Source organism: Bartonella sp. AA86SXKL (assembly GCF_042196885.1).
Genome location: NZ_JBHIRE010000003.1, coordinates 103138 through 115141, shown reverse-complemented (window position 1 = coordinate 115141; position 12004 = coordinate 103138). Strand labels below are relative to the sequence as shown.

Below are 12004 nucleotides of genomic sequence, written 5' to 3'. Positions count from 1 at the left end.
TCCTTAAATCTCAAGCCATCACCACACTTTAACCTCTCCAATATTCCACAAAAGAAACATCCAGAAAGGATTTTCCAGCCTCTAAAAAACACCGCGAAACAAGCAGCATGAAGAAGAACCATAGTGCTAAAAAGAATATGGGTTTCTACAAGCCTCATAGCAAGAGGGAGAAAAAAAATACGCTATCATTTTAAATAAAAACCGCAACTTTTCTTATACCCCACATCATCACTCCCCTTTTTAAACCATCACCCCTAAATTCCACCATTAAACTTAAATTTGAACAGCAGAAAAGGAGCATGCAAAAACACTTTAAACAAAGTAGTCTTTACAGCATATAGTTTAGAGTAAACATTAAAGTATTTTCTCTAATTTTACTTAACAAAACATTGAATATGTGCTTTAATACTTATAAAGTTACACTATTTTTATTAAGATAGAGGATTTGAGTATGTACCATACTGTAAAAAAGGTTATTTTAATACTTTTATTCCTTCTGATAAGTAAACCAAGCTATGCCATTTTTGCCGGCAAAGTTATTACAATAGAGCATGAATGGCTTAAAAATGCATCATTTGATCTATTTGTTTTCACCCAGCAAGTAAATTACGATGGTGGGCCTAACTCCATCTATTTCTGGGGAAATAAATTTGAATTCCAAAATGGAAAAAGTGGACAAATTGGTTTTTTCAACAGGAGCGGCCGTACCATTCATTTTTCTATCTGGAATGCAACGGGATGGAAGGGTAATACATGCAAGCATTTTACTCAGGAAGGTTCAGGAGTACGATGTGAAATTAACTTTCCATGGGAGATGGGACGCAGATATCGATTATATGTTGAAAAAAATGGAAATCTAGTTACAGCGACAGTAGTCGATTTTATAACGGGTAAAAAAGTGAATATTGGGACCATAGAAGTACCAAATACATTTGGACAACTCCGTAAATCTTCAAGTTTTGTTGAAGACCATTCTCGTTGGAAGAGACATCTCTCCTCCTGTTATGATTTAAGTCCGCAAAGTTCGATTTTTTTTGAGCCTCAAGGCATAAAACAAAACAAGCTACACGAAGGGAGTCTGAAAGCTTCTAATCAAGGAAAGTGTCGAGATTCTGACCTCATCCAAACATCATGTACATCCAACTTTTGCATGACAAGTATAAGCGACTTTGGAGGTTTAGCCTCGCCTACTACTAAACCAGAAATACAAATTTCCAATGAGAAAGATCTGTCTGCAGAAACAATTTCTAACGTTTTGAAACAAAAAGAGCTTGTCGTTATTCGTTCAAAAAATCGTTCTTGGGCACCCAATATCTTTTTGCCATCTCCTGATTCATTTAAGTGGAAATCAATCTTTATAGATCATCTAGCGGCTTTCAGTTCTACGCTTCACACCACTCACGGCACACAAAAGATAACCACAGGTCAAAAGATTATGTATATGTCTGATGGAAAAACTTGGAAAATTATGAAAAGAAACTAACTTTTTTCTTCTTGATAAGCCCCTCACTCCCCTTTGAAAACAACTGGGGGTGAGAAAGTTTTTTTTCATTTCCCCACCACGGCTCCCTTTCCCAGTTATTTTTTCGAGCCCTGCTCTCATCCCTTTAGCTCACCTCATCATCATACTTTCCAGCGCATTTTCTCCATTCTCATCCTCTTTCAAAACCACAACACCCTTTAATAAAATCCTCACCTCCCTCTTCTATCACCCTCACACCATCCCTTCACGCATCCCTTTGCACTACCCCCGCCTCTTATCCACACCCTCCCCTTGTCCATAGGCACTCTCTCCATTCCACGCCCCCCTTTTCTCTCCCATCACACATTTACGACTTACAGCACTCTTCATTCCAGCTTCCCTCCTCGATTAACAAGCTCTCGTTCTCCCCCCATTTATCTCACCCCATCCATGCAAAAACCCAACGTGCCCCCAAAATTAGCTCACCTCATCATCATACTTTCCAGCGTATTTTCTCCATTCTCACCCCCTTTCAAAACCACAGCACCCTTTAATAAAAGCCTCACCCTCCCTCTTCTATCACCCTCACACCATCCCTTCACGCATCCCTTTAAACTACCCCCACCTCTTATCCACACCCTCCCCTTGTCCATAGGCACTCTCCCATTCCACGCACTCCTTTTTCTCTCCCATCAAACATTTACGACTTACAGCACTCTTCATTCCAGCTTCCCTCCTCGATTCACAAGCTCGTTCTCTCCCCATTTATCTCACCCCATCCATGCAAAAACCCAACGTGCCACCAAAACACGCACAATGCATAAATCCATAAATCCTCCTCTTCACTTTAACAGATTCACATTTTTACGCTTTTACACATTCACAGAAAATAGCCAACGAAAGATTCACCCCACGCACTGCTCTGTAAACACTGCTCTGCAAAAATCTGATTTCTTGTCTATTAGATTCCCCTGCTGATTATTTCATATGGCTATCCCACATATCAAAAAATGCTGTTTCATCAGACAAGACAAATAAGCCCTTCCTCCAAATATTCTCCACATACTCTTCTCCAGAAAACGCACTTAACACCCCTTTTCATCCCAGCTTTCCCCTCTCCACTCACAAATGCATTCCCCCATTTATCTCACCACATTCCACGCCAAATAAAAGTATACACAAAGCACAAATCCCCCGCATCATTTTACGGATATACGTTTTAACGCTTTTACGTTATTACAGAAGTCAGCCAAATAAAATTTCCACATCACCACCCCGCGCTGCACTGTAAACACTGTTCTGAAAACGAACCCAGCTTTTTGCCTAGTACCTTACAGTCTCCCCCCCCCAAAAAAGACAGCACTTCACCAGGCTCAACAAATCAAGCCCTACCCTGAATATTCAAGCTCTTCACTCCTCCTTCAAATAGCGCCGTTTTACGGTATAACAGAATAGAAAATTTTTCATTTTTCTTGCCAATTTTCTGAAATTACTTTATCACTTAAAGTGTAATTTTGATCGTCCACGCAGCGATCAACAGGGAACTAAAAGCCCTAAGTCCGAGCGTACAATTGAGCCCACTTTTTCGAATATCCTTAGAATTCCGGGAGATTTTGCTATGTCCAGGTGCGTTTCCGCACTAAAAGCAAAAAGCTGACTAGGGTTCAGTACTTGTTACTCCCGGAATACCAATGCGAGGGCGCTCGCAACCGGAGGGGGGCTTGAAGTGCAAACCAAAAATCCACATTTTATCGACATTTCTGATTAAGCAAAAGACGCGATTTATAATCCATATTTCGCACTTTTTTAAAAAGTACCCAATTTTATAGTCTTTGAAATTATTTTCATTTCTCTTGCCAATCTCCTGAAATTACTTTATCACTTAAAGTGTGTTTTTGATCGTCCACGCAACGATCAAATAGGGAGTTGAAAACCCGAACGCTCAGTACATAAATTTATCCCGCTTTGCGGGTATCCCGGAATTCCGGGAGCTTTTGCTATGTCCAAGTGCGGTAAGCACTAAAAGCAAAAGGCTGACTGAGCTCAGTATTTTCAACCTCCCGGAATACCAATGCGAGGGCGCTCGCAACCGGAGGGGGGCTTGAAGTGCCAACTAAAAATCCACATTTTATCGACATTTTGATAGGCAAAAGAATCCGCCACAGACGCATTTCAATGAGCCTTTCCCAAAAAGAATTAGGAAGCCATTTAGGTGTCAGTTTCCAACAAATCCAAAAATACGAAAAAGGCTTCAATCGTGTAAGCGTAGGGTATTTACTCAAAATCGCTCAAAAACTAGAAGTTCCCGTAAACTTTTTTTATGCAGATATTGCTACAAAAGAAGATCTTCCCACAAAAGAAAATACCTCACACCACGACCAATACACCTATAGCGAAAAAGAACACACCCTTTTAAAAAATTTTAGAGACCTCCAGCCGAAAAAACAAAAAGCAATCTTGTGGTTGATTTCTGATTAAGCAAAAGCACAACAATCAACATTATTCGTTAATCCCTCTAAAATATAAGCTTCAGATCACGCCCCCTCAAAGGAGAGTGCTTCAAAAGGCGCTACAAACAAGCCCACCCCTAAAATATTCAACACACACGCGCCCATACCTAGATACGGAAATTGATATGCCTGATATCAACCTCAAAAAGCATTTTTTCACAGCATAAGAGGATAATTCTTGAGATCCAAAAATATTTTCATTTTTCTTGCCAATCTCCTGAAATTGCCTTATGAATAAATACTGTAAGTTTGGTCATATACGCGACGACCAATAGGGAACTGAAAACCCGAAGACTTGACACATGAATTTATCCCGCTTTGCGGGTATCCCGGAATTCCGGGAGATTTTGCTATGTCCAGGTGCGATGAGCACTAAAAGCAAAAAGCTGAGTCAAGTCAGTGTTTTCAGACTCCCGGAATACCAATGCGAGGGCGCTCGCAACCGGAGGGGGGCTTGAAGTGCCAACTAAAAATCCACATTTTATCGACATTTTGATAGGCAAAAGAATCCGTCACAGACGCATTTCAATAGGGTTTTCTCAAAAAGAATTAGGAAGCCATTTAGGTGTCAGTTTCCAACAAATCCAAAAATACGAAAAAGGCTTAAATCGTGTAAGTGCCAAATGTTTACTGGAAATCGCTCAAAAACTGGAAGTTCCTATAAGCTTTTTTTATGCAGACATTGCCACAAAAGAAGATCTTCCCACAAAAGAAACTCTCTTACACCACGACCAATACACCTATAGCGAAAAAGAAAACACTCTTTTGAAAAATTTTAGAGACCTCCAGCCGAAAAAACAAAAAGCAATCTTGTGGTTGATTTCTGATTAGGAAAAAGAGCAACAATTAACATACCCCCCTGCCTAAAGTTTCCCATACCTGATATCACCATACCTCCAAGAATGATATTTTACGGCATATAAGATAATTCACACTATAGCTCCTCGTTTTCTGTTTCCATTATTGCTTCAAGTCAAGCTGATTAAGGATTGGCAGCTGAGTTTTTTAAGTTTGGCTATTCGTAGCAAAGCGGAGTTAAACAAAAATGACATTGTTACTCAAAACCATGCCCCCTATTGCGTTTACGAGACGGTAGAACAGTGTCAAGAAGGCAAAGCCCCGAAAAAAAATATGAGCGGTTAAGTAAAAATCAAAGATTAAACCTATAACGTCAAAAAAGCTGCTCTATGTTGGATTATCTCCACGTCCTCTAAATCTCAGAAAAATGATTTAAAATATTTGTTTTATTGATGAGCCAATCATTGAGATCGAACAATTAACAAAGAACGGTTCAGCAATATCCTGATAGCCAATAAACAGAATAATCCACTCAATCCAGAAAGAAGGAACAATTTTCCAGCCGAAGTGTGACCTAAAACAAACGCTCCAACAAACGGCGCCACCAACATAGCTAAATTTTGTATAGACTGCACCCATCCGGAAGCCAATCCAATCTGTTCATTGAAATTGCTTACCAGATAAACGTTAGAAGATATGGAAAAGTAAGCGCTAACCATTCCAATAAGGAAAAAACAGAGCAACAAAGTCTCAATACGGAGTAAATCAAAGTAAAAAAAGCACACTGAGATCATGACAAAACCAATCATTGTTGACATTGCCGGCATTAACAACTCTGATATTTTGCCTGTAAGGGGTTTATGCTTTGATTGTTTCACACTCCAAAATCCATAGAGAAAATTACCGATTGCCGAAGCCGATACCAGCGTCCCAAGAGCCTGTTTATTCATTTTCATTGCACTAAGAATAACCGGCAACTGATTATTCACCATAAAGATCATGGCAAAATACACAAACATCACCGCCACATAGGCATACCAAGTTGTCCCATAAAGCCTCTGCTTTGATTTTATGGTATTCGCTGTTTTTATCATGAGCGACGAGACAGGTTGTGCACCAAGACAACAAAACACCATAAAGCCTAGCAATGTCAAAAATCCAGAAAACAATAAAGTATAGGTATCTGATAAAAGTATGGACAGAGCACTCCCCAAAGCAGGTCCTATCATCTTTGCTGCGCTATTGATCATGTTAAGCACAGAATAGTAACGAGTCCGTCCGTTTTCAGGCACCGAATTTGCACTAAGAACGGAAATTGCAGGCATGGCTAGACTGTTGAATGTCGCTCGAATAACTGCCAGTATAATAAATCCTTGCAGACTCGTCGCCATCAATAAACCGACAGTACAGAGTGCCCGTAACAGCAGTGACGCCCGCAACCAATGGATCATAGAACGGTGACTTACCAACATTCCAATTGGCTTAGACAGAACGATACCAGGTAATAATGTTGCCGCTCCAATAAAAGCGACATCATATTGATCAGCTTTCCACGTGAACACAGATACGGTCAAAATCACGATATAATCAATCCAACCGCCAAATGACACCACGCCATTACCCAGCAAAAGCACCAACAAGCAATTTTTTGTTACCCCATCTCTTTGCACCAAAACACGCACCCCTCTTTTTTCGTTAGCAATACTGATCAGATGATCAATTCTTCCTCACGCCCTAAAGGCACCAACAGCTTTCACGCAACAAAGCACCAACAAGCGATTTTTTGTTACCCCGTCTCTTTGCACAAAAACACGCGCCCCTCTTTTTTGTTAGCAATACTGATTAGATGATCAATTTTTCTCTCACACCCTAAAGGTACCAACAACTTTCACGCAACAAAGCACCAACAAGCAATTTTTTGTTACCCCATCTCTTTGCACCAAAACACGCACCCCTCTTTTTTCGTTAGCAATACTGATTAGATGATCAATTTTTCTCTCACACCCTAAAGGCACCAACAACTTTCACGCAACAAAGCACCATCGACCTTCATGCAACAAAGCAATTTATAATTATCCATGGTAAACAAAACCTTTGGGGATAAGTCTTAGATATGTATTAAAACTTCCATCGTTGATTGAACTTAATCTGCGTCTTTGCGAATGACGATAATAAGCAAGCCGTTAATCCAGCTCTTAAATACATTTACGATAATCCCGCGCGCCTCCCCTTCAGTTTCCACACAAAAAAACGCTTTAGCGTTCTTTTCTCAAGAGAACTCTTTATTCTTCTTCATCACTTACTTGTGGTGGGGGTGGTAAAATATAAGAGCCTGAAAGCCAACGATTAAGATCAATAGCTCGGCACCGTGTGGAACAAAAAGGATAAGAAGATTTTTGTGACATCTGACCACAAATAGGACAAGGATGCGGAGGACGGGTCTCTTTTTGCAAATTTAGCTCTTTTTGTTCTTGGCACACCTTTGTCATTGGCTTCTTCATTAACTTTTCTTCTGTTGCTTTTTTTTCATTTTTGCTTTTCTCTTTTTGTTGCTTTTCACCTTGCATTGATCTTACCTTAAAGTTTTTCTAATGCGTTTGTTCAGTCCAGTGAGTGAAAAGTGGATAGTGATAAGCGGTCAAGAGATCGGCTGTTTCAGCCAAAGGCAATCCCACAACATTAGAATAAGAACCCGTGATATGGACAACAAAAGCCCCTGCTTTTCCTTGGATAGCGTAGCCACCTGCTTTCCCTTGCCATTCTCCTGAAGCAAGGTAAGCCTTCATCATGGCAGAGGTTAAGCGTCTAAAGCGAACACGACTTTCAACCAATTTTACGGTTATTTTTCCACGTTCATTGAGCGCACAAATGGCACCATAGACCTTATGCGAACGCCCAGAAAGGTATCGTAAACATTCATAAGCCTCATCCTCGCTTTCTGGTTTGGGGAAAATGGTCCGCCCAACAGCCACCACGGTATCAGCCGCCAAGATAATCATTTTCTGTCCAGGTAATTTTTCTTGACCATTCTGCAACTCGTCTTGACCATTCTGACTGTACCAGCGCAAAATTTCTTGGGCTTTCAGCGCTTTTTCTTTTGCCAAACGTTTGGCAAGGTTTGCAGGATGTTCTTTTAATTTTGGCGTTTCATCAATATCGCTTGCATAAACCTGCTGGGGATCAATCCCTATTTGTGCCAAGAGCGCTAAACGCCTTGGTGAAGCGGAGGCAAGCACCAAATAAATTTCTTCTGTAAGAGTATCTGCCAAACGTTTTTCCCCCCACTCTCTTATATTTCTCATTTCCACCCCTTCACAATTGACTTCCCTCTCGCCCCCTTTAGCGCCCCCTTTTTAAGCGCGCCCCTTTAGCCTCCCTTTTAAGCGCTATTGATCTCCTTATCCTTTTTCCGCATCGATTTTACAGTTTTTCAAGGCTCTTCAAACACTCCCCTTTTTTCACTCATGAAAAGCAAACTAAAAAACTGTTAAAAAATAATAGAAATAATATGATAGCTTTTAGAAAAAAGTGCAAGCCACCCACGAGGCTACTTATAGCGATATGTAATACGCCCTTTTGTCAAATCATAAGGTGTCATTTCCACCATGATTTTATCACCGGCCAACACCCGTATACGATTTTTCCGCATTCTACCAGCGGTATGGGCAATAATTTCATGATCATTTTCCAGTTTCACACGAAACATCGCGTTAGGTAAGAGTTCAGTAACGATACCAGAAAATTCTAAAACTTCTTCTTTTGACATAAACAAACATTTCCTTTACAGTGCACATATTTTGTTAAGCTGCGCGTTATTTCCAGCGTTCATATCCTATTTTCTTAAGTTTGTGAATAAAAATTCCACAAAAAGGGAAAGGTTTTTCAAGTTTACTCTTCCATGCTCTCAAAAAACGTCATCCCACACCTTAAGAATCAAAACTTTTTTTTCACCAATTTTACCCGCTAATTTCCTTCAATTTTTATGATGATTTTGGTTTCAGTGTGACAAGAAATTACGCTAATTTTTTCCCCTAAAGCATTTTCACAACACCTCTGACTAATCCCTCTACAACTTACGAACAATCATCCTCTCTCCAACTTTTCCTCACCTTCCACACCTTAAACATGCGCCCTTCAGATAAACACCACTCCCCCCACGCCAGAAGCCCTTCCTTTTCTCAAAAACCTTCTCCATTCTTCACACACCATTCACAACATGCTTCACTGCCCCACACTTCATACTCTACGCATTTCCCATACAGCCTTCCCCATTTTCTCTCTCTTCACACGCTTCCTCTAAGCCACTCTTTCCATTTATGTTGTTCTTCCTACCTTCGAAAACACGATCCCTATACATTGCGTATCATTAACCACAACGCCTCTAACGACATAAAGCCTTTTCCTTTTTTACACATTTCCGTTTTCACGCTTTTACGTATTTACAGAATAAAGCCACATGAAACTTCCACACCGCACCACTCTATAAACAATAGTATTACCCCAGCTTCTTGCCTAGCCAATCTCCCCCAAGCACACTTCAGATCACCCACCCTCAAACGAGATTATTTCATCAAACGCGACAAAAAAATCCAGCCTAAAATACTCATCATACACTCTAAAAAACACCTTGATAAATTGATATGCCTGATATCACCCCCCCTATAAGCTCCCCTTCTAATCATGATTTCGGAGCCGCGTGAGAGGGACAAAACAAGCCGTTAAGTTCTGGGGGTCAAGGACGCCGTTAGGCGCCATGTAATGGTCTCCTTGACCTTAAGAACCTAGGATTGTTAGTCCCCTCATTAAAAGCGGGTCTGATCTCATGATTTTGGTGAGCGTTCCGGAGAGTTTGAGAGGCGGAAAGCCTCTCATTAAAAAATAAAGTTTATAAATAAAAACTATTTTCATTTGCCAATCTCCTGAAATTACTTTATCACTTAAAAGATATTTTGATCGTCTACGCAGCGATCAAGAGGGATTCAAAAACCCTAAGCTCTAGCGTAAAATGAGCCCACTCTTGTGGGTGTCCCGGAATTCCGGGAGTTTTTGCCATGTCCAGGTGCTTTAAGCACTAAAAGCAAAAAAGCTGACTAGAGCTCAGTATTTTGACTCCCGGAATACCAATGCGAGGGCGCTCGCAACCGGAGGGGGGCTTGAAGTGCAAACCAAAAATCCAAATTTTATCGATATTCTGATAGGCAAAAGAATTCGTCATAGAAGAATTGCCATGGGACTTTCCCAAAAAGAATTAGGAAGCTATTTAGGTGTCAGTTTTCAACAAATCCAAAAATATGAAAAAGGCTTCAATCGTGTAAGCGCAGGGTGTTTACTCAAAATCGCCCAAAAACTGGAAGTTCCCATAAGCTTTTTTTATGCAGATATTGCCACAAAAGAAAATCTTTCAACATATGCCGCACACTATGATCAAGAAACATACAGCGAAAAAGAACATTCCCTTTTGAAAAATTTTAGAGAGCTCCAGCCGAAAAAACAAAAAGCAATCTTGTGGCTGATTTCTGATTAAGCAAAAGAGTAACAATTAATATTATTCCATTCATATACCCCCTTAAGTCAAATTCAAACCAGCACTCCACACCCCTCCAAATCACGCCATTTTATGGGATATTGATTTTTCTTGCCAATTTTCTGAAATTACTTTATTGATAAGCACGTGTTTTTGATCGTCCACGCAACGATCAAATAGGGAGCTAAAAGCCCGAAAGCTTAATACATAAATTTATCCCGCATTGCGGGTATCCCGGAATTCCGGGAGATTTTGCTATGTCCAGGTGCTTTAAGCACTAAAAGCAAAAAGCTGATTAAGCTCAGTACTTTTAGACTCCCGGAATACCAATGCGAGGGCGCTCGCAACCGGAGGGGGGCTTGAAGTGCAAACCAAAAATCCAAATTTTATCGATATTCTGATAGGCAAAAGAATTCGTCATAGAAGAATTGCCATGGGACTTTCCCAAAAAGAATTAGGAAGCTATTTAGGTGTCAGTTTTCAACAAATCCAAAAATATGAAAAAGGCTTCAATCGTGTAAGCGCAGGGTGTTTACTCAAAATCGCCCAAAAACTGGAAGTTCCCATAAGCTTTTTTTATGCAGATATTGCCACAAAAGAAAATCTTTCAACATATGCCGCACACTATGATCAAGAAACATACAGCGAAAAAGAACATTCCCTTTTGAAAAATTTTAGAGAGCTCCAGCCGAAAAAACAAAAAGCAATCTTATGGTTGATTTCTGATTAAGCAAAAGTGCACACAAAGCATAAATTCTCCGCATCATTTTACGGACATACGTTTTTATTTTACGGATCAACGTTTTGATGCTTCTCCACATTTACAGAAAGCAGCCAAACGAAACTTTCAAATTCCCCCCGCATCACTTTGTAAACATAGGTTTGTCAACAATACAGCTTCTTACTCTAGCCAATTCCCCTGCTGATTTCAGATCACGACACCACAAAGGATAATGTTGCATCAAACGCGACAGATACGTCCTATTTTAAAATATTCTTGCCCCTTCACCACCATAAAGTAAGAACACGCAAAGCACCGGTCAATCCCACTTCAAAAACAACTTTCCCCACACCCTCTCTCCTCTCTCGTCAACACACCCGCCTCTTCATCCAAACTTCTCCTCCCCTTCATAAAACTCTTCATCCCCACCCCCCCAATCTTCTCTCCACATTCCATGCCATGATAAAATCATACACCACGCATAAAGTCCCAGCTTCCTTTTTTACAAATTTCCGTTTTTACGCTTTTGCATATTTACAGAAAGCAGAAAATCTGTAAAAAATGCATTATACAATAACGTTTTCAACAACTGTCATCAAAATCTCGCCTCCCTTTTCATCTAAATCCCCCTATTTTCACTTAAATCATAGATATAAACCGCCCTATTATTGTATTGAGCAGCATAAAATTTTTCGACAAATTCTAGCGATCAAAAGGGTGCATAAGAAGCATTTTACGACTTTTAAAAGAATTTTTATTTACATCCAGTGCTTTTTTGTAACGTAGAAGAGTACATTTAATTAATTGACTATAAGAAAGTTTGAAATGAGAGAAGCTTTTCGTTTTTCTCGTTCAACATCCACAACGATAACTCATTATTATAAATCAATTTTTTTCGTAATACAAAACACACCAAAAGGAATAGACTTGTGTTGCATATTCACGCGCTTGTTTTAAAGAAAGATCTCTCAACGCTCGTCACACCCATT

At 40.0% G+C, this 12004-nt stretch carries 10 protein-coding genes; 5 read left to right on the top strand and 5 right to left on the bottom strand.

Annotated elements, in window-relative coordinates:
- Nucleotides 1–451 precede the first annotated feature (451 nt).
- On the top strand, nt 452–1483 hold the full coding sequence (locus ACFIO5_RS02775; protein ID WP_375674732.1) for a DUF3472 domain-containing protein: 1032 nt from the start codon (nt 452–454) through the stop codon (nt 1481–1483).
- 594 nt (nt 1484–2077) lie between these two features.
- Here ACFIO5_RS02775 and ACFIO5_RS02770 read toward each other — a convergent pair.
- A complete protein-coding gene (locus tag ACFIO5_RS02770) occupies nt 2078–2227 on the bottom strand; it encodes a hypothetical protein (RefSeq protein ID WP_375684119.1) in 150 nt (49 codons plus the stop codon).
- Nucleotides 2228–3568: 1341 nt separating this feature from the next.
- On the opposite strand from ACFIO5_RS02770, the gene ACFIO5_RS02765 reads away from it, so the two are divergent.
- Both ACFIO5_RS02765 and ACFIO5_RS02760 read left to right on the top strand, forming a co-directional pair.
- Nucleotides 3569–3940 carry a helix-turn-helix domain-containing protein gene (locus ACFIO5_RS02765; RefSeq protein WP_375705087.1) on the top strand — a complete coding sequence of 124 codons (372 nt, stop codon included), beginning with the start codon at nt 3569–3571 and terminating at the stop codon, nt 3938–3940.
- 491 nt (nt 3941–4431) lie between these two features.
- Nucleotides 4432–4803: a helix-turn-helix domain-containing protein gene (locus ACFIO5_RS02760; protein WP_375662272.1), complete on the top strand. Its 372-nt coding sequence runs from the start codon at nt 4432–4434 to the stop codon at nt 4801–4803.
- Nucleotides 4804–5231: 428 nt separating this feature from the next.
- Here ACFIO5_RS02760 and ACFIO5_RS02755 read toward each other — a convergent pair whose 3' ends face one another.
- The 4 genes from ACFIO5_RS02755 to infA form a co-directional block, all read right to left on the bottom strand.
- Nucleotides 5232–6440, bottom strand: a complete 1209-nt coding sequence (locus ACFIO5_RS02755; protein WP_375705093.1) for an MFS transporter — start codon at nt 6438–6440, stop codon at nt 5232–5234.
- 612 nt (nt 6441–7052) lie between these two features.
- Nucleotides 7053–7337 carry a DNA gyrase inhibitor YacG gene (gene yacG, locus ACFIO5_RS02750; protein WP_375611670.1) on the bottom strand — a complete coding sequence of 95 codons (285 nt, stop codon included), beginning with the start codon at nt 7335–7337 and terminating at the stop codon, nt 7053–7055.
- A 21-nt stretch (nt 7338–7358) separates the two neighbouring features.
- Nucleotides 7359–8072, bottom strand: coding sequence for a Maf family nucleotide pyrophosphatase (locus ACFIO5_RS02745; protein WP_375705086.1), 714 nt, complete (start codon nt 8070–8072; stop codon nt 7359–7361).
- Between the two features lie 245 nt (nt 8073–8317).
- A complete protein-coding gene (infA, locus tag ACFIO5_RS02740; RefSeq protein WP_004857577.1) occupies nt 8318–8536 on the bottom strand; it encodes a translation initiation factor IF-1 in 219 nt (72 codons plus the stop codon).
- A 1392-nt stretch (nt 8537–9928) separates the two neighbouring features.
- On the opposite strand from infA, the gene ACFIO5_RS02735 reads away from it, so the two are divergent.
- On the top strand, nt 9929–10294 hold the full coding sequence (locus tag ACFIO5_RS02735) for a helix-turn-helix domain-containing protein (RefSeq protein WP_375705085.1): 366 nt from the start codon (nt 9929–9931) through the stop codon (nt 10292–10294).
- A gap of 364 nt (nt 10295–10658) precedes the next feature.
- Nucleotides 10659–11024, top strand: coding sequence for a helix-turn-helix domain-containing protein (locus ACFIO5_RS02730; RefSeq protein ID WP_375705085.1), 366 nt, complete (start codon nt 10659–10661; stop codon nt 11022–11024).
- Nucleotides 11025–12004: the final 980 nt, after the last annotated feature.

What these genes read in the sequence shown, in the direction of transcription:
- yacG (WP_375611670.1), bottom strand. Translation starts at nt 7,337, where the DNA reads ATGCAAGGTGAAAAGCAACAAAAAGAGAAAAGCAAAAATGAAAAAAAA.
- infA (WP_004857577.1), bottom strand. Translation starts at nt 8,536, where the DNA reads ATGTCAAAAGAAGAAGTTTTAGAATTTTCTGGTATCGTTACTGAACTC.
- ACFIO5_RS02775 (WP_375674732.1), top strand. Translation starts at nt 452, where the DNA reads ATGTACCATACTGTAAAAAAGGTTATTTTAATACTTTTATTCCTTCTG.
- ACFIO5_RS02745 (WP_375705086.1), bottom strand. Translation starts at nt 8,072, where the DNA reads ATGAGAAATATAAGAGAGTGGGGGGAAAAACGTTTGGCAGATACTCTT.
- ACFIO5_RS02770 (WP_375684119.1), bottom strand. Translation starts at nt 2,227, where the DNA reads ATGGGGAGAGAACGAGCTTGTGAATCGAGGAGGGAAGCTGGAATGAAG.